The sequence below is a fragment of the Arthrobacter sp. ZGTC212 genome, from assembly GCF_002929255.1.
GTDB classification, from domain to species: domain Bacteria; phylum Actinomycetota; class Actinomycetes; order Actinomycetales; family Micrococcaceae; genus Arthrobacter_B; species Arthrobacter_B sunyaminii.
Window position 1 is genome coordinate 519,505 of the sequence record NZ_PJIJ01000001.1, and the last position, 24,726, is coordinate 544,230.

A 24,726-nucleotide genomic window follows, 5' to 3' on the forward strand; every position below is an offset into this window, starting at 1 on the left:
TGTCGCGGATGGTTTCTACAGCCTACTGCTGGTGTGACGTTATGGCCTGACAGTTCTGATAAGGGGGGTTATCAATGTTTCATTGTGCCTAACTCCCGTTTCCGGCCTAAGTTCATGGAGCAGGGCAAACGCCGAGCGTTGGTTCTGCAGGAGTGGAAGCCGGAACAAGTAGTGGGGGGCCGGCTTCCACTCCTTAGCCAACGCATCCGTACTGCTCAGCTCAGGAGAAAACCACATGTCCCAGCATCGAGAAACCGGCCAGGTGCCACAGGAACCCACCCGAATGCCGTCATCGGAACAGCCCGGGATCTGGCCGCCGCCGGCTCCGCCAGCAGCCTTCATTCCCGCTCCTGCGGAGACCAAGGGAAATCGCAAACACCTTGTCTTTGGCGGCGTTGGTTTGGGTTTCGGCGTGCTCATCGGATTGGCACTGGGACAAATCAACCTTCCCTATTCCTCCGGTGCCATCACGGCTGCGGCCGAGACCTGCGACGTGGTTGACACTCCGGGAATCTACATCGGTGACAACGGACAGTCGATCACCATGAGCAGCGAAGGCAAAGAATCATCCGGTGCAGCGTACGGCGACGTGTACTGCGTCCTCGGCGAATTGGAGATTCCCGACAGCGTTGATTCCCGCATTAGCTCCACCAGGGCGCTGGACGGGCGGCAAACCGCGGAGTGGGACGAATTCAGTGCTTCGTGGGGATACCACCCGGACGACGGGCTGAACATCGTCGTCGAGATTTCGGACAAGTAGGAGTAGGCAATGACACAGCATCAGGATGACCTCAACCCGAATTACGCAGACGATGTTCCGCCGCCGCCGGCAGAAGCGTCGGTCATGGACACCCCGCCGGCAAAGGGCCGCAAAGGCAAGGCCCTGGCGCTGGTGCTCACCGCCGTCGTCATCTTTGGCGGTGGCGCAGCGACAGCGGCTGCCCTGATGGATCCCACCTCGAGCGAAGAATACGCGGCCCTGGAAGCGTCGATGACGGACGTCGAATCCAAGCTCGCGGACAGTTCCTCCGACTATGAGCGCCTAAAGAAGGACTATGACGTGATGTCCGGCGGAATGCAGGCCCGCGAAGCCGACGTCGAAAAGCGGGAAGCTGCCGCGGCCAAGACTGAAGAGGCGACCAAGGCGGCCGAAGCCGCTGTAAAGGCCCGCGAAGTCGCGGTGACCGGAGCCGAGAAAACAAAGGCAGCGAACACCGTGGGTGACGGCACCTGGGTGGTGGGAACCGATATCGCTCCGGGGAACTACCGGACCGCAGAACCGGTGGGGTCCAGCTGCTACTGGGGCGTTTACCGCAGCGGATCCAACGGGGCAGACATTCTCGAGAACGACATTCCCGGCGGCGGGCACCCGGTGGTCACCCTCTCCGAAGGCCAGGACTTCAAATCAGCCCGCTGCGGCAAGTGGGAAAAGCAGTAACAGCACTTTGCACCATCAACGTATTTGCATCACCAATTGAGAGGCACACCATGACCACGAATCAGCCCGAGGCAGCAGCGCACGCTGCAGCAGCGAAGCCCAGGAAGCCCGTTTACAAGAAGAAGCGGTTCGTCATTCCGGCAGCCGTCCTGGTGCTGGGTATTGCACTGGGCTCCTGCGGAGGGGAGACCACCAACGACGGCGCGGCGCCGGAGGGTGCAGCGACGGCTGCCTCGTCGTCGTCGGAGTCCGACGGCGGAGCGGCGCCCGCAGCGGAGGAGCCGGCGGCTGAGGAGGCCTCGGCTGAGCCCGCCGGTCCAACTGTGGGGGTTCCCTTTACCGCGGACATGGGCGGCGGCAACACCGCCAGGATCACCATCGTGTCAGCCGAATACACGGACAGCGTCAGTGTTGAGGCATTCGCGCCGGCAGCCCAGAACGGCGGCTTCCTGCTGCTCGATGTTCTCTGGGAAACAGAGAAAGGGGTGACGTCGGCGAACCCCCTCTACTTTGGTGCCAAGGATGCGGACGGACGGAAGGGGGACATGTACCTGTTCGCTGACGGACAGCTTGGTTCGGGCGAGGTATTGCCGGGTGACAAGTCCCGCGGCTTTGTTGCCTTTGACATGGCACCCGGAGAGGCGACAGTCGTCGTGACTAACCCGATCCTTCAGGAAGCGGCGCGAATTCAGATTGCGGGCTAGCGGTCCACGTAGTTTTCGCCTGGAAAGCGAGTGTTGAGCCTGTAGGTGCGAACCGCGCTGCATGTGCTCTGGGTCACTAGAATAGAACACATGTACGAGACAGTGTGGAGCAGCAGCAGCGGTGCGCAGCAGGGCGGCGGTCGCCAGGGAGATTTCCGGATTGGCAGCAATGCTGATCCGGATACTCCCATGCTTGATCCGGATTCTCCTGCAAGGAATCCCAACGTCGTCCTAGTGCAAAACTGGATGGCGGTTCTGTCCAGTGGGTATCTCGTTATTCCGAAATCCTCTGCCGTTCCGAATGTCTCAGCGGAGACCCAGGCCCTGGCGGCACTGATCGACCAGATCCGAGTGTTGGAAGAACTCAAAGCCGCCGCGTCCGCCGCGCAGGCACGGGCAACCGCCGTGTTCGACGCCATCACCCGCCGAACCCAGGCCGCAGCCGGCGTCCGGGCCGAGGACCTCGGCAAGGGCGTCGGCGCCCAGATCGGATTCGCCCGCCGGGAATCCCCGCACCGCAGAAACCGGATGCTCGGTCTGGCCCGGATCCTGACCCGGGAAATGCCCCACACCCTGCACGCCCTCACCACCGGGGTCATCAGCGAATGGCGGGCCACCCTCCTGGTCCGGGAAACCGCGTGCCTAACCCGGGAGGACCGGCAGCGCGTGGACGAACTCGTCGCCGGCAACCTCTCCGCCCTGGAACAACTCGGCGACCGGCAGCTCATCGCCCGGATCAAAACCCTCGCCTACACCCTGGACCCGCACTCCGTGGTGAACCGGACCGCCAAAGCCACCGCAGAACGGTTCGTGTCCTGCCGTCCGGCACCGGACACCATGACCTACGTGACCGCCCTGCTGCCCGTGGCCCAGGGAGTGGGCGTTTACGCAGCCCTGACCCGGGAAGCGGACCGGCTGCGCGCTGCCGGAGATCCCCGGACCAAGGGCCAGATCATGGCCGACACCTTCGTGGAACGCACCACCGGACAAGCCCGGGCTGAAGACGTGCGGATCGAGGTGCAGCTGATCATGACGGACCGGACCCTGCTCGCCGGATCCGCCGAACCGGCCGTGCTGCCCGGCTACGGAATGATCCCGGCACAGACTGCCCGGAACCTCGTCCGGAGCGGGCCGGACACCCAATGCACGCCTGGCCCGGACACCCAACCCGACAAGACCGTTCACACCTGGCTGCGGCGCCTCTACACGGAACCGGCCACCGGGCAGCTCGTGGGAATGGACTCCCGGGCACGGCTGGTACCGTCCGGGCTGGCACGCTTCATCGCGGTCCGCGACCAGCTCTGCCGGATGCCGTGGTGCGGAGCGCCGATCCGGAACGTCGACCACATCCGCCCCTTCCACGAAGCCGGACCCACCACAGCGCACAACCTGCAGGGACTGTGCGAGGCCTGCAACCAGGCCAAAGAAGCACCCGGCTGGAAATCCACAGTTGTCACCGAGCCCCCGATCCAACCCCATGCTCGCGAACCACGCACCCTCCAACCGCACACTGTCGAAACGCGCACACCCACCGGCCACGTCTACCGATCTACCGCGCCGCCCCTTCCGGGAACCGGACATACGTAAGGCCGCACCACGGGGGAAAGCTTCAGTCCTCCGCCGCCCGGAGGGCTGAACCCTTGTGGACCGCGTGGCGGTGCGAGGAGTCGCTGCGGACCTTGTACTGCGGCTCGTCCTCGGAGCAGGCCCGGACCCGGCCCATGAACTCAAAGTCAGCGGTATGGATTTCCGTGACTTGGCCGCTAATATCCGATCCCCGGTAGTTCCAGCGAACCTGGTCGCCCACGGCATACCGCGGGTTCGCGTCGGGTGAATTCGTCATAAAACCAGTGTGGGCAGCCGTTTCCTCCACAGCAATGGGTAGCCCACTAAGTTACTGGCCAGTAATATAGCGTCCATGCACCTTCTTCTTCGCACTCTTCTCGTCTTGTTCCGTTCCCGCCGGCGTCCGAAACTGGACTTCTTCGACTCGTCCTCACTCCCGATGCGGGTGCTTCCCACCGACATCGACATCGCCATGCACCTGAACAACGGCATGTATTTTTCGCTGATGGACCTCGGCCGCTTCGATCTCATGGTCCGCAGCGGATTCTGGGACAGCATGCGGCGCAACGGCTGGAGCCCGGTGGTGGGCAACGAGACGATCAGTTTCCGCAAATCCCTTCAGCTGGGCCAGCGGTACACGATCGAAACCAAGGTCATCGGTTTCGATGACCGCGCCAGCTACATTGAGCAGCGCATGGTGGCCGACGGCGAGATTTACGCACGTGCCTACATTGCCGCACGTTTTGTGTCCAAGAACGGTCCGGTGAGCAACGAAGAGATCTTCAAAGCAGCTGGAGTCCTGCCTCCCTCGGATCTGGAACTGCCCGAGTGGGTTCGGCAGTGGCGGGCCGACGGCGCACTCCCGAGCACCCGCCGACCGGCGCCGCACGCCTGGGCCCAGGGGACAGAGAGCTAAGGCCCCGGAGCGGCAAAAGGTGCAGTGGTCATACCGGCGGCGCCCTACGGCGGCGTAAATTTGCCCTTATGACACTCTCCGTCAACATCTTCCTGAGTCTGGACGGCGTGATGCAGGGCCCGGGTTCAGCGGACGAAGACCTGTCCGGAGGCTTTGACCGCGGCGGCTGGCTGGCGCCTTACCTCCATGACCTAATGGTGGGACAGATTGTTAACAGCTGGCTGGCGAGGGCTGATTCGCTGCTCCTGGGCAGGTATACCTACGAGATGATGCAGCCCTTCTGGGAGCTTGTCACCGACCCGGACGACGCCGTTGCCTACGCCCTCAACCACCTTCCGAAATACCTGGTCTCCTCCACCGTGGAAAACCCGACGTGGCACAACACCCAGGTTCTCCCCGGGGACCCGCTCAATGCCGTTGAAGCACTGAAGCGCGGACGCGGCGAGATTCAGGTTCACGGAAGTCACCGGCTGGCCAGATCACTGCACGATGCCGGCATGGTGGACGAGTTCCGGCTGCTCGTCTTTCCCGTGGTGGTGGGGACGGGAAAGCGTCTCTTTGATGCCGGGTCCGTGCCGTCAGGGTTCCAGGTTCTCGAATCGGAAACCCTGGACAGCGGTACCTTCCACCTGCGGCTGCGGCCGATCCCTTTCGGAACCGCGGATATGGGGCCGCGCATCGGTCTCTAACCGAAGTGCAATAAAGAGTTTCCGCCATGCGATAAAGTTTGCAGGAAAATCTCGGAAGGAAAACTCATGGCCGGAAAAGCCGCCGGTTCCGGCGTGCAGTCAGTCGAACGCGTTTTTGAGCTGCTGGAAATCATTGCAGATGCCGGCGGAGCCGTAACACTGAGCGAACTCTCGGCTTCCACGGATCTGCCGCTTCCCACCATCCACCGGCTGCTCCGGACCCTGGTAACGCTTGGATATGCCCGCCAGCTGCCTAACCGGCGCTATACCTTGGGTCCTCGCCTCATCCCGTTGGGGGAAGGGGCCACAAAACAGCTGGGATCCCTTGCCCTTCCCCAGCTCAAGAAGCTGGTCGACGGGCTCGGAGAGACGGCCAACATCGCGGTGCTGGACTCAGACATGGTGGTCTACTTGGCACAGGTCCCCTCCCAGCACTCGATGCGGATGTTCACCGAGGTGGGCCGCCGGGTGCACCCCCATGCCACCGGTGTCGGCAAGGCCATCCTGGCGCAGCTGCCCGACGACAAGGTGCGCGACATCGTCGCCCGCAGCGGGATGCCGACACCCACGGACAAGACCATCGGGACCGTGGAGGAGTTGCTGGCTGACCTCCAGCGGATCCGCAAGCGCGGGTATGCCATCGACGAGCAGGAACAGGAACTGGGCGTGCGCTGTTTCGCCATCGCCGTGCCGGATGCTCCCACGCCCACTGCCGTCTCTGTTTCCGGACCCATCTCCCGGGTGGACGAAAGCTTTGCCAAGCGTGCTGTTCCGCTGCTGCGCTCTGCCGCCACCTCCATTTCCCAGGAGTTCAACGGCCAAGAGCCCGGCTAGAGGCCTCTGCGTCCACAAAGAGCATCCACAAAGAAAGGGCGGAGCCGCGTGCGCGGCTCCGCCCTTTCGGCGGGACGTGGTTTTGCTTCTAGTGCTGTGACTCGCGTGAGCGGCCGGAAACCAGCATGACCGCCGGAATCATGAGCAGAAGCAGCGGGATGAGCACTGCCAGAACCATCGGGGAAGTAACGATTTCGCCGGGGGTCATGGCCGTGGTGCTGGCCCGCATGGTGTCGGCGCCGTCGGAGATTTCCCCGTTGCCGTCGGCCAGGGTTGTGCTGCCCTCGGCCAGCTTGGTGTTGCCTTCGGCCAGCTCAGCGGCGCCGTCCTTCAGGTCCGCCGTTCCTGCGGTGAGCGTCTTGCCGCCCTCATCCAGCTTGACGGTGCCGTCTGCAAGCGAGCCGCTGCCGGACACCAGCTTGCTGGTGCCTTCGGCCAGAGTGGTTGCCCCGGTAGCCAGTTGGTCGTTGCCTTCCGAGAGCGTCACCGCGCCGGTCTCAAGGGTGCTCAAGCCGGTGGAGAGGGTCTGCGCGCCGGTGGCGAGCTTGTCTGCACCGGCAACCAGTTCCGGTGTCTTGGCTGCCAGCTCGGATGCTCCGGCGTTGAGCTTGTTGGCGCCCTCCGCAATGGCACCGTTGCCTGATGCCAGCGATCCGGCACCTGCCCGGAGCGTGGCCAGACCGGTGGAGAGTTCCCCGGTTCCTGCGTAAAGCGTTTCAGCACCCGCCGTGAGGACACCCGCACCGGTAGCCAGCTGGGCGGCGCCCGTCTCCAGGGCCTTGGTGCCCGTCGCCAGAGCGGTTGCGCCCGTGTTCAATTTGCCGGTACCTACAGCGATGGTTCCGTTGCCGGCGGCAAGGCTGCCTGCTCCGGCCCTCAGCGTGGTCAGTCCGGTGGAGAGGTCTGATGCTCCGGTGGAAAGCTCCGTTGCTCCGGCGTTCAGCGCTCCGGCACCTGCAGCGAGCTGACCTGCACCTGCTGAGAGGAGCGGGGTGCCGGCCGCGAGGCTCTGGGCCCCGGTGTCCAGCTGTCCGGCACCGGCAGCAAGCTCTCCATTGCCGTCGGCCAGATCAGCGGATCCGTTCTCCAAAGCGCCGGTTCCGGCAGCCAGGTCGGCAACACCGGTTTCGAGCGCACCGGCTCCGTCAACAAGCTGCTTCGCCCCACCCTGCAGCTGCAGGGAACCCGCGGCAAGCTGCGCGGCACCGTCGGCCACACCCTTGGCACCGTTGCGCAGACCCGGTTCCTCCGGGGTGCCCTGGCCGTCGAAACCGGCCTTGATGGCGAGGACGCCGTTGTTCAGCGCCTCGGCGCCGGAGGCCACCTGCATTCCGCCGTCCCGTACGCCGGAGACTCCGGCAGCCACGGCCGCTGCGCCTGCACCCGCATCCACGGCGCCGGCGCGAACCTGCTCCAGCCCGTCCTTGAGCTGGGTGTTGTAGGCATTGCTGAAGTCGGTGGCACCGGTGGCGATGCCGTCCACGCCGGCCTTGGTTGCCTGCGCCTGTGCCGTGATGGCCGTCAGGCGCTCAGCAAGCTGAGCCTCGGTCAGCGACGGTGCATCCTGCTGCAGCTGCTGCAGCTGGGCCACCATGTTGGATGCGGCTGCGGACGCGCTGGACGCGCCGCCTGCCACTGTATCGGCGCTGGATGTCAGGCCGGCTGCTCCGCCATTGACCAGGGGAATCCCGGCTGCGAGTTCTGCAGCACCGTCACGCAGCGCAGGACCACCATTGACCAGGGCATTGATGCCGTTGGAGAGGTTCCGTGCGCCGGTGGCCAGCTGGGCCGAGCCCGCTGCGGCATCATTGACGCCGTCGCTGAGAGCCGCTGCTCCGGCATTCACCCGGTTGGCGCCGGCCAGCAGCGCCTCGGTACCGGCCACCGCAGATCCGGTTCCTTCGTACAGGGCCACTGCGCCTACGCGGAGGTCGCCGGCGCCCTTGGCCAGCTTCGAGACGCCGCCATTAACCTGCTTGGCTCCTGCCGCAACCTGGTCGGCGCCCGCTTTTGCGGACTTTGCGCCGTCGTTCAGGTTCTTGGTGCCTGCGGCGAGCTGCTGTGCTCCTTTGTCAGCATCCTCGGCACCGGTTTTCAGCTGGATGCTGCCGTCGTTGAGAGCAGAGGCGCCGTCGGCGAGGGCCCCGGCGCCGCCGGAAATCTTGTCGGCGCCGTCTTTGGCGGCTCCGGCTCCCACGGTCAGCTGGTCTGCACCGTCTTTGGCGGCAAGTGCCCCCTTGTTGAGCTCCCCGGCGCCCGCGGCCACCTGGCCCGCTCCGGTATTGGCGGCCGAGGCGCCGTCGCGGAGCTTCACGCCGCCGTCGTTCAGCGCCTTGGCTCCGCCCACAATCTGTCCCGCGCCGTTGCGAAGTGCAAGACCGCCGTCGTTGAGCTTTACGGCACCGGCGTTAAGCGCACCGGCACCTTCAGCGGCGCTCAGCGCTCCGTTATTCAGTTCCCCCGAACCCGCTGCAAGCTGCTGCGCACCGTCGGAAGCGCGGACCGCACCGTCGCGAAGCTGGATGCCGCCGTTGGCGAGCTGTCCCGCACCCGCGTTGGCCGTTCCCGCACCCGCGGCGATCTTCAGCGCTCCGTCGGCTGCCGATACAGCGCCGGTCTGAAGCTTCACCGCGCCCTCATCCAGGGCCACGGCACCGTTCTTCAGGGACGTGGCACCGGTCTTGGCGCTGGCGATGCCGTCAGCCAGGGTGTTGGCACCGGCGTCGACCTTCTCGCTGCCCGCGGCAACCTTGTCGGCACCTTCCCGGGCTTTGGCGGCTCCTTCTTTCAGATCACCGGCACCGGTCGACGCGCGCACGGCACCGTCACTGAGCTGGGCGGCCCCCGCAGCAACCCTGCTGCTGAAGAGCACAAAGAAAGCCAGGAGAAGGATGAGGAACAAAGCCAGAAGAGCTGTTAGAAGGGCATGTGGCCGGGAACGGTTCCGGCCGGAAAGAGAACTCGTCATTGAAATTCCTTTGTGGTCATAAGCCGGTCCGATAACCGGACAGGCAGCGAGGAGTGCGCCGGTGGGCCCTCGATTTCGGTCGTGCCGGACCGAAAGCGCCTCTGCTCTGATGACGAATTCCCCCGACACAAGTGTGATGTCTGTTACATCTAACTTACTGTCCGGTAACAAAGCAAGGATTCCGGTGAAAAAACTTACCGGCCAGTAGGTTATAGATTTCAGGCCTGTCGGATACACGGCTGGCGGCGTGTCACAGTCTTCCGCAGGCCGGCATGGGGAATGCTGGCTGGCACAGCAGTTAAGCACGTGCCGCAGCACCACAAGGGAGTTATGGATGAGCTGGCTCGACCGTGAAAACACCATCGCCCCGCCGGGATTCAATCGGTGGCTAATCCCGCCCGCGGCTCTGGCCGTCCACCTGTGCATTGGCCAGGTGTATGCAACGAGCGTCTACAAGAACGCCCTGGTGGAACACTTTGACGCCAGCCTGACCCAGATCGGCATCATCTTCTCGGTGGCGATTGTCATGCTCGGCCTCTCCGCCGCCGTCATGGGGACCTGGGTCGACCGGAACGGGCCGCGCAAAGCGATGTTCGTCTCCGCCGTCTTCTGGACCGGAGGCTTTCTGGTGGGTGCGCTCGGCATCTTCACCAACCAACTCTGGCTGCTCTACATCGGGTATGGAGTCATCGGCGGCATCGGGCTGGGCATCGGCTACATTTCTCCGGTCTCCACACTGATCAAATGGTTCCCTGACCGTCCCGGGCTGGCCACGGGGATGGCCATCATGGGGTTTGGCGGCGGCGCGCTGATCGCCAGCCCGCTCTCCTCTGCACTGCTGACCTTCTACGATCCCGATTTCGGAACGGCCGGAGCAAACGCCGGCGACGCCGTCGGGAAGCTTTTCCTGACCCTCGCCGCCATCTATCTCGTATATATGCTCTACGGGGCATTGACCATCCGGGTACCGGCGGACGGCTGGGCGCCGGAAGGGTTCGATCCCAAAACAGTGGCGTCCAAGGCCCTGGTCACCACAAACCATGTGTCTGCAGCCAATGCGATCAAGACCCGGCAATTCTGGCTGGTTTGGACTGTCCTGTTCTGCAACGTCACAGCCGGAATCGGCATCCTGGAACAGGCCGCGCCCATGATCCAGGACTTCTTCCGCCAGCCCGACGGCGTTTCCCTCGTCAGCGCGGCGGTCGCCGGAGGTTTTGTGGGCCTGCTTTCCATCGGCAACATGGGCGGGCGCTTTGTCTGGTCCGCCACTTCCGACGTGATCGGGCGAAAGCGCATCTACATGGTGTATCTGGGGGCAGGAGCAGCGCTCTACCTGATGCTCGCCCTGTTCGGGAACACGTCAACCATCCTGTATGTTCTCCTGGCCTTTGTCATCCTCTCCTTCTACGGCGGCGGCTTTGCCACGGTTCCCGCCTACCTGCGGGACCTGTTCGGCACCTTCCAGGTGGGCGCCATCCACGGACGGCTGCTGACGGCATGGTCCGCTGCAGGCATCGCCGGTCCGCTGATCGTGAACTCGTTCCTCGATGCCCAGGGGACACCCGGGGAACTGAACGCCGAGGCCTACCAGCCGGCGCTGCTCACGATGGTGGCCCTGCTGGTGATTGGCTTCATCGCCAACCTCATGGTGCGCCCGGTTGATTCCAAGCATCACGAACCGGACAAGCATCAGAAGGCCAGGGGCGCGGACAGCGGGGGAAATGCCGGCAAGCCGGACCCCACCAAACTGGAGGAGGATCACAAGTGAGCAAGACAAGTATCCGGATCACCGTGAGTTGGCTTCTGGTGGGTGTGCCGCTGGCCTACGGAGTCTTCCAAACCCTGTCCCGGGCTGCTGCTCTCTTCAGCTGACGCCCGGCACGCCGTTGGGGCATTTCCCGCCCCCACTGCGCCGAAGGGGGTGTGTTGGCGGCCGCTGCGGTGTCAGGATGGGGGACCAAGCCACTCAACAGTTCCGCTCCGGCCCCTGCCGGCTCCGCGGAGAAAAGGAGTACGACGTGTTGGCACTTCAATACCGCACGATTGGTTCGGCGCCCGAGGTTGTGGAAATCGAGACTCCCGAGCCCGGCCCGGGGCAGGTCCGCATCAAGGTGAGCGCTGCCGGCGTATGCCATTCCGATGAGTTCATCATGAGCCTGCCCGATGACCAGTATGTGTACGGCAGGCCGCAGACCCTTGGCCACGAAGGCGCCGGAGTGGTGGACATGCTGGGCGACGGCGTGGAGCACCTGGAGCTGGGAACATCGGTTGCGGTCTACGGCCCGTGGGGCTGCGGACAATGCTATGAGTGTTCCAAAGGCAGCGAAAACTACTGCACCAATGCTGCCCGCTACGGCATTGTTCCGCCGGGGCTGGGAGCGCCCGGAGCCATGGCGGAATACATGATTGTGGACAGTCCCCGGCATTTGGTTCCCCTGGGTGACCTGGACCCGGTGAAGAACGTGTCCCTGACCGACGCGGGGCTGACGCCGTATCACGCGATCAAGGGTTCACTGGCCAAACTGCATGCCGGTGCCACCTGTGTGGTGATCGGCGTGGGCGGTCTGGGGCACGTGGCAGTGCAGCTGCTGCGTGCGATGACCCCGGCCACGGTGGTTGCCCTGGACATCAGTGAGGACAAACTGAACCTGGCCACGGAAGTCGGAGCCCACTACACGTTCCCGTCCGAGCAGGGAACGGTGGCTCTGGTGCGGGATCTGACCCACGGTGAAGGGGCCAACGTGGTATTCGACTTTGTCGCCAACCAGGCCACCATGGACCTGGGCCAGGCCATGATCCGGCCGCAGGGGGACCAGGTCCTGGTGGGTGTGGGCGCCGGAGTGCTGCCCGTCGGACTGATGGCCGGCGCCTGGGAGGCATCCATCCGCTCGCCGTACTGGGGCACCCGGCCCGAACTGATTGAAGTCTTCGATTTGGCCCGGTCCAGCGGGATCAACGTGCACACCGAGGTTTTCTCCCTCGCCGATGCGCCGAAGGCCTACGAAAAACTCAAGAACAACCAGATCCTGGGCCGCGCCGTCGTCGTTCCCTAGCCGGCCCTTTACCTACCGCGCGGCAGCGGGGGACAGGCCTGCAAACACGCGTGCCTGGGCTAGCAGCTGCGGAACGCCGTCCTCCAGTGTCGGCGCGAACAGGGTGTCGTTGGGACGCTCTCCTTTGAGCCATCGGGTGTAGATCGCTTCGCAGAAGATGGAGGCTTTCCACAGGGCCAGCGCCTGATACCAGGGGAGGGCGTCCAGGGACAGGGTGGTTTGTTCCTGGTAGCGGGAAATCAGCTGGCCGCGAGTCAGATAGCCCGGATTGCGGGTGACGGCGGTCAGCTCCAGCGGGCTGGGCGGACTGTCCGGCTGGGCGTACGTGGCGGTCAGGTAGCCCAGATCGGCCAGGGGATCGCCCACTGCCGCCATCTCCCAGTCCAGGACGGCAGTAACCCGTGCCGGTGCTGATGGATGGAACATCAGGTTTCCGGGGCGGTAATCCCCGTGCAGCACCGAGGCCTGCTGGCTGGCGGGCAGGTTGTCGGCCAGCCAGTTCCCCAGCAGGGCAACGTCGGGCAGGGAGCGGGTGGTGTTGATGTCCCAGAGCGCGGAGAAACGTTCCACCTGCCGGCGCAGGTAACCGTCGGCACGGCCGAAGGATGCCAGGTCGCCGGTCGCCACATCCACCGCGTGCAGCTGAACCAGGGTATCGACGACGGCGTTGCTGGTGGCCAGCCGCTGTTCGGCAGAACTCAGGGCCGGTGGAATGGTGTTGGTGATGACCAGACCTTCCAGGAAAGTCATCACGTAGAACGGCACGCCCAGGACGGACTCGTCCTCGCACACCGCAAGGATGGCGGGAACCGGAATGCCGCGGCCCCGCAGAAGCTGCTGGATCCGCGCTTCGCGGACCATGTCATGCGTTGAACGGGGCAGGGGCGGCCGCGGTCCCCGGCGGAGGACAAACACGTCGCCGCCGCGCTCCAGCCGATAGGTGATGTTGGACTGTCCGTCGCCAATCTGAGCCCAGGACAGGGGGCCGGAGCCGAGGTTGTGGCTGTCGAGGAAATCTGTGACTGTGTCCAGGATCAGCAACGGAGGTGAAGCGAGCGCGGCGGCCTCGGCCGAGGTTGCCACCACCTCGCTGCCGTCAGGGACCGAGTGCATGGACGGTGCGGTGACAGCCATGACTATGCCTCCGTGGAACTGTAGGCCGCGGCGGTGTCCACGGAGGCCTGGAACGGCGCTCCCGCCTCCACCTCGCGCCGCCGGACAGCGGATGCCCGCCTTGCAATGGCCCACTTGTGCGTTTCGTTGGACCCGTCGTAGATGCGGAAGGCCCGCACCTCGTTAAGGTAGGACGCCAGCGGCAGGCGGTCGGAGACGCCGTCGCCCCCGCACAGCTGCAGTGAGCGGTCGATCACCCGGTACACAGCCTCGGAGGTGTGTGCCTTGGCCACAGATGAGAGCGCCGAGCCGGCCTTCGCATCGGCTTCCAGCAGGGCGGCCGTTTTGGTGATGATCGCATCGGACGTTTCCAGATCCATCACGTTCAGTGCCAGCATGTCCTGGGCAATGCCGAGTTCATGCATGGCGGAGCCGAAAATTTCGCGGGTGTTGGTTCGGTCCAGGGCAATGTCCATTGCCCGCCGGGCCAGCCCGAGCCAGCGCATGCAGTGCGTCAGCCGCGCCGGACCCAGCCGGACCTGCGCATAGCGGAAGCCCTCTCCGGGCGAACCCAGAACGGCAGAGTCCGGAACAAAGACGTCCTCAAAGTGCAGGTGGGGGTGTCCGCCGCCAATGGCGCGGTCCATGGTGGAGATTTGTTCGCCGATGCGGACGCCGGGGGTGTCCATGTCCACCAGCAGCATGGTGGCTCCGGCGGGGGAGGAGGAGGTGCCGCCGTCAGCGGCTGCCTCGATTGCCGGCGTGCGCACCATGGCGATGCAAAAGGACGCATTGTTGGCGCCGCTGATGAAACGTTTGTGGCCGTTGATGACCCAGCCGCCGTCAACCTTCTCAGCCGAGGTCCGCAGGGCAGCCGGATCGGATCCGGCGCCCGGGTGCGGTTCGGTCATCCCGAAGCAGGAACGCGCAGCACCGGACACGAGGGGACGCAGATACTGCTCCTTCTGTGCCGGCGTGCCGATGAGTTCGAGCATATGCATGTTGCCCTCATCCGGTGCCTGGCAGTTGAGCACTGTGGGGCCGATCAGTGAATAGCCCGCCTCCTGGAAGATGGGGGACCAGAACTGCAGGGGAACACCCTGTCCGCCGTATTCCCGCGCCACATGAGGAGCGAACACGCCGGCGCTCTTGGCGGCTGCCTGCAGCCGGTCCCGTTCGCCTTTCGAAAGCCGATCCCCCGGAGCGGGCTCCGCCGGTATGACCACAGTGCGGATAAAGTCCCGGGTGCGCAGGCGCAGGTCTTCGATGTCCGGGGGAAGGGTATTCATTCGGTGTCCTTTGCGTGGCTTATGCGTTGCCGCCGGCAGCCAGCAGGCCGCCGTCGAGGTTCAGGATTTGGCCGGTGATCCAGGCTGCGTCATCGGAGGCCAGGAAGGCGGCTGCGGCCGCCACGTCTTCCGGGGTTCCCAGCCGGCCCAGCGGGTAGGCGGCAGCCACTTGTTCTTCCCGCCCCTCATACAGTGCCCGGGCAAACTGCGTCTTGACGACGGCGGGAGCCAGTGCGTTGACCCGGATGGCCGGGCCAAGCTCCACGGCCAGGGAACGGGTGAGCTGCTCAATGGCAGCCTTGCTGATCCCGTAGAAGCTGATGCCCGGAGACGGCGTTTGGGCGCTGACGGAGGACAGGTTGATCACGGAACCGCCGCGGCCGGCAAAATCGAGCTTCTCGTGGTGATAGGCGGCCTGCACCCAGCCGAGGGTGCCGTACAGGTTGACATCGATGATCTTGCGGGCGGCCTCGGGCTCCAGGTCCATCAGCGGACCGTAGACCGGGTTGATGCCGGCATTGTTCACCAGAATGTCCAGCCGGCCGAATTCCGCTGCCACCGTGTCCAGTACTTCGGCCCGGTGGTCCGCGTCGTCCGACTTGCCCGCGATGGCAAGTACGGACCCTTCGGGGAACAATGCCGCGGCTTCGGCCAGGGGGCCGGGCTTGCGGGCCGTAATGCAGACGCGGGCGCCTTCAGCCGCCAGCCGGCGGGCCACTGCCAAACCGATGCCGCGGCTGGCACCGGTGATAATGGCCGTTTTTCCGTCCAGCCGGGGGGCGGGAACGCTGTTCTCTGGCATGGAGCTCCTCAGGATGGAACGGGACCGGCAGGAACCGGACCGACAAGCATCGGACCGAGCAACCGATCGGTATGGCGCGTGGGTATGCTAAGTCTGGTGCAGGGGCAAAATTGTGTCAAGGGTCACTTGCGGCCGATCGGAACGGGATGGAGCGGCATGGGCAGCGGCAGTATCGGCGGGGAAGCGAAGCGGTCGGCCGCCGCAGGCATGGACTGGCGGAATTACTCCGAACAGGAACTGCCGCCGGTGCTGGCGGCTGCCCTGGCATGTTTCGTGGAACAGGGCTATCACGGCACCACCATCCGGGAGGTGGCCGGCCGTGCCGGTCTTTCCGTTCCCGGGATCTATCACCACTATTCCTCAAAGCATGCACTGCTGGAAGGCATAGTGCAGCGCGCGATGACTGATCTGTACCAGCGGAGCGAAGCCGCCCTCGCGGAGGCCGGCCCGGGAGTGGAGGAGCGCTTCCGGCTGCTCATCGAGTGTCTGGTGCTGTTTCATGCCCACCGCAGTGGGCACGCTTTCATCGCGGCATCGGAAATCCGCAGCCTCCAGGATGATGCCCGCGCAGCGCACATTGCCGCCCGTGACCGTCAGCAGCTGCTGCTGACGGAGGTGGTAAACGACGGCGTCTCCGCCGGAGTGTTCGACACGCCTTACCCGGCGGAATCCGCGCGCGCCGTGATTACCATGTGCACCGGCGTCGCCCAGTGGTACCGGTCTGCCGGTGAGCTGTCCCCGGAAGACCTGGCCGCCCGGTATGTGGTGATTACCCGCGCGGCCATGGGTAGCTGACGATCAAAGGGGCAGCCGGCCGTAGTCACCGGTACCGGCGGTGCAGGTCCTCACCTGCATCCGGCCCGTTTGCCGACGCGGAGATCCAGGGTCCGGTGCCCTCGGACTGGTCCAGCACCCCTTTCTCCAGCCAGGTGTAGCGTCCCGCAAGCACGCCCTTGGTGAGCTTGCGGTCCTCTGCATCCGAGTTGCGCCACAGATCGTCAAAGAGTGTTTCAGTCCGCACGCGTGACTGCGCGCAGAAGGCTGCAGCCAGCTCATACGCCTGCGCACCCTCTTCGGGATTCCTGCGGCGGAGGGTTTCAGCCCGCATGCACACAGCGGACATGGCGAAAAGCTCCGCGCCGATGTCCACTATCCGGCCCAGGAACACCTGATGGTGTTCCAGTCCCGCCTGCCACCGTGCCATCCCGTAGAACGTGGAGCGGGCAAGCCGGCGTGAAGCTCGGTCCGCGTAACGCAGGTAACCCGCCAGGGGGCCAAATTCCGCATAGGCGGTGGGAACGGACCCTTTCCCGGCGGCGAGCGTGGGGAGCCAGCGGCCGTAAAATCCGCTGGCCTTTACAGCTGCCTTGGCCTTGTTGCCCAAAGAGGCATCCGCCACCGCCAAGTCACCCGCCGCCTTCAGATGCGCATCAACCGCGTCACGGGCAATCAGCAGGTGCATGATCTCCGTGCTGCCCTCGAAGACCCGGTTGATCCTCAGATCCCGCAGCTGCTGTTCGGCGGCAACCGCCCGCTCGCCCCGCGCGGCCAGGGAAGCTGCTGTTTCGAAACCGCGTCCGCCCCGGATCTGCACCAGCTCATCGGCAATCCGGTAGGCCATCTCAGAGGCCCACAATTTGGCCAGCGCGGCTTCGATCCGAATGTCCTTGGTGCCGGCGTCGGCCAGGGAGGCGGACAGTTCGAAGACGCTTTCCAGGGCGAAGGCGGTGGCAGCGATGAAAGCCACCTTTTTTGCCACGGCCTCATGGCGGCCAATGGGCCGGCCCCACTGCTCGCGGGTTCCGGTCCACCCCCGGGCGATCTTGACCGACCATTTTCCGGCACCGGCGCACAGCGCCGGGATGGATAAGCGTCCGGTGTTCAGGGTGGTGAGGGCAATCTTCAGCCCCTGGCCTTCCCTGCCCAGCCGGTTGGCCGCGGGAACCCGCACACCGCGCAGCCGGGTTACACCGTTTTCAATGCCGCGCAGCCCCATGAAGTTGTTCCGGTTTTCCACCGTGATGCCGGGAGTGTCCATTTCCACGACGAAGGCACTGATTCCGCCCTTTTCCGTGCCGTGCGGCGGCACTGCGGCCATGACCACCACCAGCTCGGCAATCACGCCGTTGGTGGTCCAGAGCTTTACTCCGTCCAGGACATATTCGCTCCCGTCCCCGGAGGGCACGGCGGTGGCGCGCATCCGCGCCGGGTCGGAGCCGACGTCGGGCTCGGTCAGCAGGAACGCAGAGATGGCTCCGCCGGCACAGCGGGGAAGGTACTTTTCCTTTTGTTCGTCGGTGCCGAACACCTTGACCGGCTCGGGTACGCCGATGGACAGGTGGGCCGAGACCAGTGCGCCAAGGCTGGGGTGCACGGAGCCGAGCAGCATCAATGCGCGGCCGTACGCGAGCAGGGACAACCCCAGTCCGGAGTAGCGGCGCGGAATCTTCATGCCAAAGACCCCCAGATCCGTCAGCCCCTGCAGGTACTCATCGGGGATGACGCCGGTGGTTTCAATGACCTGCCCGTTCAAGGTGCCGCAGAAGGCTTCCAGTCGGTCCAGGAAATCGCGCTCGCGGATGGCTTCCTCGGGATCCGCCGGCTGGGGCCGAATCAGATCCAAGTTGTAACTGCCCATGTAAATGCCTTTGGCAAAACCGGGCCGCCGGTCCTCGGCGATGCGGGATTCTTCAGCCAGCGCGCGGGCATCCTGGGCGGTGACCACTCGTTCCTTGACTTCCCGAACGCCGTCACTGCCGGTGGTGCGCGCATCCTGCAGGTCCTTGGTGCTCATGGCACTTCCCCTCGCTCCGGGCTGCTCCAGGCAACCTCCGTTGGCTGTGCGCCACAGCTTACGCGCGGCGGCAGTGGGCAGAAAGGGTGTGCCGGTGCCCTTCTTCTCGGCCGATGACTTTGACTCCGCAGGCCGGCCGAATGTCCAAATTGTTGACAAGACCCCCCATCATGGCGTTGGAATAGTAAGCACACTGATTGTTTTGATGCCAACTGGAGATACGTACAGGAAAGCAGGCAAATGCAGAACGAGGGGGAATGGGAAGCTGTCCGGCTGCTGTCCACGGCAGCCCGGCTGGTGCGCCGTGAGGTCGACAACCGGTTGAGGAGCATTGGCCTGACGCAGGAGCGGGTCACGGTGCTTCGGGTGCTGGACGCTGAGGGGCCCATGAAGCGGGCGGAGTTGGCGCGGAGGCTGCGGGTGACGGCGCAGACGCTGGGCACGTCACTGGTGACGATGTCCCGCCAGGGGCTGGTGGGGGAATTGCCGCCCGAGCCCAGCGGCTCGCGCCGTGCAGTGAGTATTTCCCAGTATGGGCGGAAGATGCTGGGGCGTGCCGATGACATCGAGCGGTCCGGTTTCACTGCAGCCCTCCGGCCGGAGCTTCGCCAGGAACTCATCGGGCTCATTCGCGAGCTGGAGATCCGGCGTACCGGAGCCTCCGCCTCCCTGTAGCCCCCCCGCGCATGTCCGTCCCATGTCCTGTGCGGGCAGGCCGGGGTGCCGGGTAACGTGGTTGGAGGGAAGAACACCTTGTTACATCCCGTGCTGGAGGAGGGTAATGATGGCCGAAGGCATTCGTGTTGCGGCTGCGGATGAAATTGATGAAGGAACCGCACTAAAGGTCGATGCCGAGGTTGCCGGCACCTCGGACGACATTGCTGTTTTCCACAGCGACAACGGAAACTACTACGCCCTGGATGACACCTGCACCCATGAGGAAGCATCGCTGTCGGAAGGGTGGATTGAGGATACGGAGGTGGAATGCCCTGTCCATTCGGCGCGGTTCTGCCTGCGCACCGGCCAGGCCCTGTGCCTGCCGGCCATGGTGAACGCCAAGACGCATCGAGTCCAAGCGCGTGAGGACGGCATCTACCTTTACCCGGGGGAAGCGCCGGAACAGGTGAACTGATGGCCAGGCGGCCGCAATACGCAAGACAGACGTTGCGTATTTAATCTAAGGATAGGTTAGCCTTACTTTTGTCCGGATTCTCCGGACATTGGTTTTGCCTCAAGAGTCCAACCCTTAGTCAAGGAGCCCACCATGGCCCTGTCCCGGATGCGCCGCGCTGCGGCTGTTGCCGCCGTCGCTGTCTTGTCCCTTTCCGCCTGCTCGACCGGTGCCACCGGTGAAGCGGGCGACGGCGGCAGCTCCACTGCAGCGGCGACCGATTCCTTTCCGGTCACCATCGAACACGTCTACGGCGAAACAACCATAGAGTCCGCTCCCGAGCGGGTGGCAGCCGTTGCCTGGTCAAATGCAGAAACAGCTCTGGCCCTCGGCGTTGTGCCGGTGGTCATGCCGGCCATCAGCTACGGCGGCAACGAACAGGGAACCACGCCCTGGATTGATGAGGCGCTGGAAGAACTGGATGCTCCCATCGGATCCGAGAATGCTCCGGCGCTGTATTCGGACACCGACGGCATCGACTTCGAAGATGTTGCTGCCGCGAACCCGGACGTTATTCTTGCCGCCTATTCCGGCCTGACCCAGGAAGACTACGACAAGCTCTCCAAGATCGCCCCCGTCGTCGCGTACCCGGACGCCCCCTGGGGCACCTCGTGGCAGGAAACTGCCGAGATGACCGGTGAAGCGCTGGGCCTGAGTGAAAAGGCCGGACAGCTGGTTGCAGATACGGAGCAGTCGATCAAGGACGCTGCCGCCAAGTACCCGGAGCTGGAGGGCAAGTCCTTCATTTACGGTAACCTCGCCAAGGGTGCCTCCTCCGTCTACACCTCCCTGGATAACCGCCCCAAGTTCCTGACTGAGCTGGGCATGGTCCAGGCGCCGATCGTGGATGAGAAGGCCCCGGCTGACGCCTTCTACTTTCCGTGGGCCGATGAGGACGCCAACCAGCTGGACTCCGACATCTTCGTAACTTGGGTGGCTGATGACGAAGCCGCTGCGGCCCTCGAGGCCGACCCGCTGCTGGGCCAGATTCCTGCGGTTAAGAACGGCGCCCTCGTTGCCGACGCCAATGCTGAGCGTGTCTTCTCCGTCTCAGCCATCAACGTCCTGAGCATCCCGTATGCCCTGGACAATGTAGTGCCGATGATTGCGGAAGCAGCCGCTGCGGCCGACGCCGCCAAGTAATTTCGGTGCAAAAAGGGCATCCCGGCGTGGCGGGATGCCCTTTTTGCCGATTGGACAGGACCCCCGGGGGTGCTGACACGATCGAGGGTATGCAAGACGTCCTCTCTGTTGCCTCCGGCCTCAAACCCGTATTTGCCCTCCTGATCGCCGTCGCGGCAGCCTTGGTGCTGGCGCGGATAGTGCGTGAGTCCATGGCGAAGATCTTCCGGCGCGTCCCGCGGATCCGTGAGGTCATTGCGCTGGGACGCAACCCCCTGCGGCTGGTGCTGTCCCTGATCGGTGTGCGGATTGCCCTCGGTGCCACCGCTGTCGGCTTCGACTGGTTCGAACCGGTCAGCTATATCCTCACCCTGGCCCTGATTGCCTCGCTGGCCTGGCTGGCCGTTGTTGTCCTGCTCATCATCGAAGCGATGCTGCTCACCAAGTACACGACGGACACCAAGGACAACCGCCGGATGCGCCGGCTCAAGACGCAGGTCATGCTGGGCCGGCGGGTAGGTGTGGCCATCATCATCACGATTGCCGTGGCCTGCGTCCTGCTCACTATTCCTGAGGTTCAGGCCCTTGGCGCCGGTATCCTGGCCTCCGCCGGTTTGATCTCCATCGTCGCCGGTCTGGCGGTGCAGAGCACGCTGACCAATGTGTTTGCCGGCATGCAGCTTGCCTTCACTGACGCCATCCGGGTGGATGACGTTGTGGTGGTGGAAACCCAGTGGGGAACCATCGAAGAAATCACGATGACTTATGTGGTGGTGCACCTCTGGGATGACCGCCGTCTGATCCTGCCGTCCACCTATTTCACCACCACGCCGTTCGAGAACTGGACGCGGAAACAGTCCGCCATCCTCGGCACGGTGGAACTGGACCTGGACTGGCGTGCACCGGTGGGGGACCTGCGCACCCATCTGAAGAAGACTCTGGCGGAAACCGACCTCTGGGACGGCCGCACCGGCGTTCTCCAGATCACCGATGCGATAAAAGGCCTGGTCCGGGTGCGCATCCTGGTCAGCGCCGCGGACAGCGGTGCCCTGTTTGACCTGCGCTGCCTGGTGCGTGAAGCGATGGTGACCTATATGCAGGAATGGCATCCGGGAGGCCTGCCCCGCCAGCGCTGGGAAGAAGTGAAGTCCAGGGCTCCGGAGGTGCACCGGAATGCCCGCCCGCAGGCCGGCGGGGATCCGGCGGACACCAGCACCTCGCAGTTCTTCACGGGTTCGCTTGAAGCCGTGGACCGCCGGCACTCCTTCGCCGGGCCGGGGAAAGAGGTTTATGCGGAGCGGGAGGAGAACTCTGCCGAGGACGAGGGACTCCGCCGCTGACATCTTCCCGCTGTCCGTTGACAGGCAGGCACTCTTCTGGCCTGCTGGGATAACGTGCGCTCCGGCGGGACATGAAAAGAGGAACGGTTATGGCAGATGAATTTGTCCTCCACGAACTTCAGGGGTCCACGGTCTGGGCCAAGGACGGTGAGCGGCTGGGGCTGGTGGGCCAGGTCCATCTGGACCGGGCAACCGGTGTGCCGGAGTGGATTACTGTTGCGCTGGGCCTGTTTGAAGCCCGCCAGCACTTTGTTCCTTTGGCGGGCGCACGCCGGGACGACGACGACATCTACGTGAATTACAGCCGGCAGGTGGTGGATGACTCGCCGCAGGTTGACCCCGACGGCGCGCTCAGCCCGGCGGAGGAGACCCTGCTGACGGACTACTACAAGGATTTCTGACCGCACCGGCAGGATAAAACCGAAACCCGCCCCCGCAGCCTTTGGTAGTAAGCCTCCTTAGCAATAGGATGAAATTCGATCATCCAACGCACCGAGGAGGCCGTCATGGCGCAGCAAAACAGCGGGGACAAGGCGCAAACGGCTCCCAGTCCGGACGACGCGAGCAAGCCGGACACCCCGGCCGAGGTCACGAAGCCCAACTGGAAATACATCGCCCGCAAAACCATCCGCGAGTTCAGCAAGGATCAGTGCACCGACCTCGCGGCAGCGCTGACGTACTACACGGTCCTTGCCCTTTTCCCGGCACTGTTGGCGCTGGTGTCCATCCTTGGCGTGGTGGGGCAGGCTGAAAGCACCACCAAGGCCATGCTGGAGCTCCTCGGAGAGTTCGCCCCGGCCAGTGCCGTGGAGGTCCTGGAAGGCCCCATCACCCAGCTGACGTCGTCGAGCAGTGCAGGATTCGCCCTGATCATCGGTATTGTCGGCGCCCTGTGGTCCGCCTCCGGCTACGTCAAAGCCTTTGGCCGGTCCATGAACCGGATCTACGAAGTGGACGAGGGTCGGCCGGCCTGGAAGCTGCTGCCGACCCAGCTCCTGGTCACCCTGGTGCTCGTCCTGCTGGTTGCCGCGCTGCTGATGATGCTGGTGCTCAGCGGCCCGATCGCTGAGACCATAGGCAACTTTGTTGGCCTCGGATCAGAGGCCGTCATGATCTGGAACATCGCCAAATGGCCGGCGATGTTGATCTTCGCCGTGCTGCTTGTCGCCATTCTGTATTACGCCACGCCCAACGTGAAGCAGCCCAAGTTCCGCTGGATGAGCATGGGTGCTTTCATTGCGCTGATCGTGCTGGGGATCGTCACGCTGGGATTCAGCTTCTACGTGGCCAACTTCGGCAACTACAACGCGACCTACGGCGCTATCGGTGGTGTGATCGTTCTCCTGCTGTGGCTCTGGCTGGCAAACTTGTCGCTGTTGTTCGGTGCGGAGTTCGACGCCGAGGTGGAACGCGGACGCGAGCTGCAGGCCGGTATCCAGGCTGAAGAAAGCGTTCAGCTGCCGCCGCGTGACACCCGCCAGACGGAAAAGCGCGAGGCGCAGATGGAAGAAGACATCGAGGAGGGCCGCAAGCTGCGTCAGCAGCACGCCGGCAAGGATTACGACGACGACCTCAAGTAGGCCCTCAGCCCACCTTGCCCTTGACGGCGCGGCGGACGAGGTAAAGCACCCCGCCGATCGCCAGCAGGATCCCGGCCCGCAGCCATACCGCCCCTGACTGCTGGGTGAGCAGCAGGACGCAGGAAGCAATGGCAAGGTAGGGCAGCACCAGCGGAGTACGGAAATGCGGATGGTCCACGGAGTCCTTCCTCAGCACGATCACTGAAATATTCGTGCTGAGGAAGACCAGGAGCAGCAGCAGCACCACGGTTTCGGCCAGGGACGCCAATCCGCCGGTCATGGTCAGGACCATGGCAACGGCGGTAGTGACCATGATCGCCACCCACGGCGTTTTCCGGTTAGGCAGGACTTTGCCGAAGACTGCGGGAAGCAGGCCCTGCTCCGCCATGCCGTAGGTCAGCCGGCTGGACATGATCATGGTCAGCAGGGCGCCGTTGGCTACGGCCACCAGCGCAATCAGGCTGAAGATCCAGTCCGGGAGGCCGAAACCCGTGGCGCTGACCACCGCCAGCAGCGGGCCGCTGGAATTTGCAAGCTCCTCCGTGGGCAGCGCACTGGCTGCGGCGATCCCGATCAGCAGGTACACCACTCCGGCGGTCAGCATCGCCCCGAACAGGGCCCTCGGATAAACCCGGCTGACGTCCCGGACTTCTTCCGCAACGTTGGCCGAGACCTCGAAGCCCACGAAGGAGTAGTAGGCGAGCAGGGAAGCTGCCAGCACTGCCGTTGCCGGGTTGGAGCCCGCGGGAAACTCGGTGATCTGTTCCGTGTAGCCGTCGCCCCGGCCAACCATCACGGCCACCAGCACGATGACGAGGACAAGGCCTGAGAGTTCAATGACGGTCATGACCACGTTGGTCCGCACTGATTCGGAAATCCCGCGCGCGTTGAGCAGGGCGACGAGGAGCAGGAAAACGATGGCTGCAGGCACCGGAGGAACGTCCAGGAAGGCGTTGAGGTAGTCGCCGGTAAAGGCCAGCGACAGGCCGGCAGCACTCGTGACACCGGCGGCGAGCATGCAGAACCCCACCATGAAAGACAGCGCCGGACGCTTGAAGGCGCGCTCCGCGAAGACGGCGGCCCCGCCCGCCTTGGGGTACTTCGTAACGAGTTCGGCGTACGAGGAAGCGGTGAGCAGCGCCAGCAGCAGCGCTGCCGCCAGCGGCACCCAGATGGCTCCGCCTACTTCGCCGGACACCTCGCCCACCAGCGCATAGATGCCTGCACCCAGGACATCCCCAAGAATGAAGAGGTACAGCATGGGGCCGGTGATGCCCTGTTTGAGTTTTGAAGCGGAACCTGCCTGCGCGTTGTTCGTCATGGGGTAAAACTAAGCTTGCTGACGAT

Annotated in this window: 23 protein-coding genes; 16 read left to right on the forward strand and 7 right to left on the reverse strand. The window is 64.4% G+C overall.

Annotated features, from left to right (window positions below; translation table 11 throughout):
• The first annotated feature begins 235 nt into the window (after nucleotides 1-235).
• From CXQ89_RS02620 to CXQ89_RS02635, 4 genes are all read left to right on the forward strand, one after another.
• On the forward strand, nucleotides 236-760 hold the full coding sequence (locus tag CXQ89_RS02620) for a hypothetical protein (RefSeq protein WP_146067188.1): 525 nt from the start codon (nucleotides 236-238) through the stop codon (nucleotides 758-760).
• A 9-nt stretch (nucleotides 761-769) separates the two neighbouring features.
• Complete coding sequence (locus CXQ89_RS02625; RefSeq protein ID WP_104160201.1) at nucleotides 770-1,438, forward strand: hypothetical protein; 669 nt, start codon at nucleotides 770-772, stop codon at nucleotides 1,436-1,438.
• Nucleotides 1,439-1,488: 50 nt separating this feature from the next.
• Nucleotides 1,489-2,142, forward strand: a complete 654-nt coding sequence (locus CXQ89_RS02630; RefSeq protein WP_104160202.1) for a hypothetical protein — start codon at nucleotides 1,489-1,491, stop codon at nucleotides 2,140-2,142.
• 90 nt (nucleotides 2,143-2,232) lie between these two features.
• On the forward strand, nucleotides 2,233-3,729 hold the full coding sequence (locus tag CXQ89_RS02635; protein WP_258059814.1) for an HNH endonuclease signature motif containing protein: 1,497 nt from the start codon (nucleotides 2,233-2,235) through the stop codon (nucleotides 3,727-3,729).
• A 22-nt stretch (nucleotides 3,730-3,751) separates the two neighbouring features.
• On the opposite strand, the gene CXQ89_RS02640 is transcribed toward CXQ89_RS02635, so the two are convergent.
• A complete protein-coding gene (locus tag CXQ89_RS02640) occupies nucleotides 3,752-3,985 on the reverse strand; it encodes a DUF2945 domain-containing protein (protein WP_104053201.1) in 234 nt (77 codons plus the stop codon).
• Nucleotides 3,986-4,060: 75 nt separating this feature from the next.
• On the opposite strand from CXQ89_RS02640, the gene CXQ89_RS02645 reads away from it, so the two are divergent.
• From CXQ89_RS02645 to CXQ89_RS02655, 3 genes are all read left to right on the forward strand, one after another.
• Entirely contained in the window at nucleotides 4,061-4,624 is a 564-nt protein-coding gene (locus CXQ89_RS02645) for an acyl-CoA thioesterase (RefSeq protein WP_104160203.1), read from the forward strand.
• Between the two features lie 68 nt (nucleotides 4,625-4,692).
• Nucleotides 4,693-5,313 carry a dihydrofolate reductase family protein gene (locus CXQ89_RS02650; protein ID WP_104053199.1) on the forward strand — a complete coding sequence of 207 codons (621 nt, stop codon included), beginning with the start codon at nucleotides 4,693-4,695 and terminating at the stop codon, nucleotides 5,311-5,313.
• A 66-nt stretch (nucleotides 5,314-5,379) separates the two neighbouring features.
• A complete protein-coding gene (locus CXQ89_RS02655; protein WP_104160204.1) occupies nucleotides 5,380-6,147 on the forward strand; it encodes an IclR family transcriptional regulator in 768 nt (255 codons plus the stop codon).
• Nucleotides 6,148-6,235: 88 nt separating this feature from the next.
• On the opposite strand, the gene CXQ89_RS02660 is transcribed toward CXQ89_RS02655, so the two are convergent.
• On the reverse strand, nucleotides 6,236-9,115 hold the full coding sequence (locus CXQ89_RS02660) for a hypothetical protein (RefSeq protein ID WP_181032211.1): 2,880 nt from the start codon (nucleotides 9,113-9,115) through the stop codon (nucleotides 6,236-6,238).
• Nucleotides 9,116-9,449: 334 nt separating this feature from the next.
• Between CXQ89_RS02660 and CXQ89_RS02665 the strand changes: the two genes are divergently transcribed.
• Nucleotides 9,450-10,883 (forward strand): OFA family MFS transporter, encoded by a 1,434-nt coding sequence (locus CXQ89_RS02665; RefSeq protein WP_104160206.1) that lies wholly within the window; start codon nucleotides 9,450-9,452, stop codon nucleotides 10,881-10,883.
• Nucleotides 10,884-11,133: 250 nt separating this feature from the next.
• Nucleotides 11,134-12,168 carry an NAD(P)-dependent alcohol dehydrogenase gene (locus CXQ89_RS02670; protein WP_104053196.1) on the forward strand — a complete coding sequence of 345 codons (1,035 nt, stop codon included), beginning with the start codon at nucleotides 11,134-11,136 and terminating at the stop codon, nucleotides 12,166-12,168.
• 12 nt (nucleotides 12,169-12,180) lie between these two features.
• Here the strand turns inward: CXQ89_RS02670 and CXQ89_RS02675 are convergent, their stop codons facing one another.
• From CXQ89_RS02675 to CXQ89_RS02685, 3 genes are read right to left on the reverse strand one after another with little or no spacing between them, the layout of a single operon-like run.
• Complete coding sequence (locus CXQ89_RS02675; RefSeq protein ID WP_258059818.1) at nucleotides 12,181-13,302, reverse strand: phosphotransferase family protein; 1,122 nt, start codon at nucleotides 13,300-13,302, stop codon at nucleotides 12,181-12,183.
• Between the two features lie 2 nt (nucleotides 13,303-13,304).
• Nucleotides 13,305-14,570, reverse strand: a complete 1,266-nt coding sequence (locus CXQ89_RS02680; protein WP_104160207.1) for an acyl-CoA dehydrogenase family protein — start codon at nucleotides 14,568-14,570, stop codon at nucleotides 13,305-13,307.
• Nucleotides 14,571-14,589: 19 nt separating this feature from the next.
• Nucleotides 14,590-15,372 carry an SDR family oxidoreductase gene (locus tag CXQ89_RS02685; protein WP_104053194.1) on the reverse strand — a complete coding sequence of 261 codons (783 nt, stop codon included), beginning with the start codon at nucleotides 15,370-15,372 and terminating at the stop codon, nucleotides 14,590-14,592.
• A 156-nt stretch (nucleotides 15,373-15,528) separates the two neighbouring features.
• Here CXQ89_RS02685 and CXQ89_RS02690 point away from each other — a divergent pair, with 156 nt between their 5' ends.
• A complete protein-coding gene (locus tag CXQ89_RS02690; protein ID WP_104160208.1) occupies nucleotides 15,529-16,167 on the forward strand; it encodes a TetR/AcrR family transcriptional regulator in 639 nt (212 codons plus the stop codon).
• A 25-nt stretch (nucleotides 16,168-16,192) separates the two neighbouring features.
• Here CXQ89_RS02690 and CXQ89_RS02695 read toward each other — a convergent pair whose 3' ends face one another.
• Nucleotides 16,193-18,166, reverse strand: coding sequence for an acyl-CoA dehydrogenase family protein (locus CXQ89_RS02695; protein ID WP_104160209.1), 1,974 nt, complete (start codon nucleotides 18,164-18,166; stop codon nucleotides 16,193-16,195).
• A 240-nt stretch (nucleotides 18,167-18,406) separates the two neighbouring features.
• On the opposite strand from CXQ89_RS02695, the gene CXQ89_RS02700 reads away from it, so the two are divergent.
• The 6 genes from CXQ89_RS02700 (at nucleotide 18,407) to CXQ89_RS02725 (ending at nucleotide 23,379) form a co-directional block, all read left to right on the forward strand.
• Nucleotides 18,407-18,841 carry a MarR family winged helix-turn-helix transcriptional regulator gene (locus CXQ89_RS02700; RefSeq protein WP_104160210.1) on the forward strand — a complete coding sequence of 145 codons (435 nt, stop codon included), beginning with the start codon at nucleotides 18,407-18,409 and terminating at the stop codon, nucleotides 18,839-18,841.
• 109 nt (nucleotides 18,842-18,950) lie between these two features.
• A complete protein-coding gene (locus tag CXQ89_RS02705; RefSeq protein ID WP_104160672.1) occupies nucleotides 18,951-19,298 on the forward strand; it encodes a bifunctional 3-phenylpropionate/cinnamic acid dioxygenase ferredoxin subunit in 348 nt (115 codons plus the stop codon).
• 132 nt (nucleotides 19,299-19,430) lie between these two features.
• On the forward strand, nucleotides 19,431-20,480 hold the full coding sequence (locus CXQ89_RS02710; RefSeq protein WP_104160211.1) for an ABC transporter substrate-binding protein: 1,050 nt from the start codon (nucleotides 19,431-19,433) through the stop codon (nucleotides 20,478-20,480).
• A gap of 89 nt (nucleotides 20,481-20,569) precedes the next feature.
• A complete protein-coding gene (locus tag CXQ89_RS02715; RefSeq protein WP_104160212.1) occupies nucleotides 20,570-21,799 on the forward strand; it encodes a mechanosensitive ion channel family protein in 1,230 nt (409 codons plus the stop codon).
• Nucleotides 21,800-21,888: 89 nt separating this feature from the next.
• On the forward strand, nucleotides 21,889-22,200 hold the full coding sequence (locus CXQ89_RS02720) for a PRC-barrel domain-containing protein (protein WP_181032212.1): 312 nt from the start codon (nucleotides 21,889-21,891) through the stop codon (nucleotides 22,198-22,200).
• Between the two features lie 105 nt (nucleotides 22,201-22,305).
• Nucleotides 22,306-23,379 (forward strand): YhjD/YihY/BrkB family envelope integrity protein, encoded by a 1,074-nt coding sequence (locus tag CXQ89_RS02725; RefSeq protein WP_104160214.1) that lies wholly within the window; start codon nucleotides 22,306-22,308, stop codon nucleotides 23,377-23,379.
• Nucleotides 23,380-23,383: 4 nt separating this feature from the next.
• Here CXQ89_RS02725 and CXQ89_RS02730 read toward each other — a convergent pair whose 3' ends face one another.
• Nucleotides 23,384-24,700, reverse strand: coding sequence for an APC family permease (locus CXQ89_RS02730; protein ID WP_104160215.1), 1,317 nt, complete (start codon nucleotides 24,698-24,700; stop codon nucleotides 23,384-23,386).
• Nucleotides 24,701-24,726: the final 26 nt, after the last annotated feature.

Bases quoted from the DNA above. Each gene is read 5' to 3' on its own strand.
- CXQ89_RS02620 (WP_146067188.1), top strand. From the start codon at position 236: ATGTCCCAGCATCGAGAAACCGGCCAGGTGCCACAGGAACCCACCCGA.
- CXQ89_RS02625 (WP_104160201.1), top strand. From the start codon at position 770: ATGACACAGCATCAGGATGACCTCAACCCGAATTACGCAGACGATGTT.
- CXQ89_RS02630 (WP_104160202.1), top strand. From the start codon at position 1,489: ATGACCACGAATCAGCCCGAGGCAGCAGCGCACGCTGCAGCAGCGAAG.
- CXQ89_RS02635 (WP_258059814.1), top strand. From the start codon at position 2,233: ATGTACGAGACAGTGTGGAGCAGCAGCAGCGGTGCGCAGCAGGGCGGC.
- CXQ89_RS02640 (WP_104053201.1), bottom strand. From the start codon at position 3,985: ATGACGAATTCACCCGACGCGAACCCGCGGTATGCCGTGGGCGACCAG.
- CXQ89_RS02645 (WP_104160203.1), top strand. From the start codon at position 4,061: ATGCACCTTCTTCTTCGCACTCTTCTCGTCTTGTTCCGTTCCCGCCGG.
- CXQ89_RS02650 (WP_104053199.1), top strand. From the start codon at position 4,693: ATGACACTCTCCGTCAACATCTTCCTGAGTCTGGACGGCGTGATGCAG.
- CXQ89_RS02655 (WP_104160204.1), top strand. From the start codon at position 5,380: ATGGCCGGAAAAGCCGCCGGTTCCGGCGTGCAGTCAGTCGAACGCGTT.
- CXQ89_RS02660 (WP_181032211.1), bottom strand. From the start codon at position 9,115: ATGACGAGTTCTCTTTCCGGCCGGAACCGTTCCCGGCCACATGCCCTT.
- CXQ89_RS02665 (WP_104160206.1), top strand. From the start codon at position 9,450: ATGAGCTGGCTCGACCGTGAAAACACCATCGCCCCGCCGGGATTCAAT.
- CXQ89_RS02675 (WP_258059818.1), bottom strand. From the start codon at position 13,302: ATGGCTGTCACCGCACCGTCCATGCACTCGGTCCCTGACGGCAGCGAG.
- CXQ89_RS02680 (WP_104160207.1), bottom strand. From the start codon at position 14,570: ATGAATACCCTTCCCCCGGACATCGAAGACCTGCGCCTGCGCACCCGG.
- CXQ89_RS02685 (WP_104053194.1), bottom strand. From the start codon at position 15,372: ATGCCAGAGAACAGCGTTCCCGCCCCCCGGCTGGACGGAAAAACGGCC.
- CXQ89_RS02690 (WP_104160208.1), top strand. From the start codon at position 15,529: ATGGGCAGCGGCAGTATCGGCGGGGAAGCGAAGCGGTCGGCCGCCGCA.
- CXQ89_RS02695 (WP_104160209.1), bottom strand. From the start codon at position 18,166: ATGAGCACCAAGGACCTGCAGGATGCGCGCACCACCGGCAGTGACGGC.
- CXQ89_RS02700 (WP_104160210.1), top strand. From the start codon at position 18,407: ATGCAGAACGAGGGGGAATGGGAAGCTGTCCGGCTGCTGTCCACGGCA.
- CXQ89_RS02705 (WP_104160672.1), top strand. From the start codon at position 18,951: ATGGCCGAAGGCATTCGTGTTGCGGCTGCGGATGAAATTGATGAAGGA.
- CXQ89_RS02710 (WP_104160211.1), top strand. From the start codon at position 19,431: ATGGCCCTGTCCCGGATGCGCCGCGCTGCGGCTGTTGCCGCCGTCGCT.
- CXQ89_RS02715 (WP_104160212.1), top strand. From the start codon at position 20,570: ATGCAAGACGTCCTCTCTGTTGCCTCCGGCCTCAAACCCGTATTTGCC.
- CXQ89_RS02720 (WP_181032212.1), top strand. From the start codon at position 21,889: ATGGCAGATGAATTTGTCCTCCACGAACTTCAGGGGTCCACGGTCTGG.
- CXQ89_RS02725 (WP_104160214.1), top strand. From the start codon at position 22,306: ATGGCGCAGCAAAACAGCGGGGACAAGGCGCAAACGGCTCCCAGTCCG.
- CXQ89_RS02730 (WP_104160215.1), bottom strand. From the start codon at position 24,700: ATGACGAACAACGCGCAGGCAGGTTCCGCTTCAAAACTCAAACAGGGC.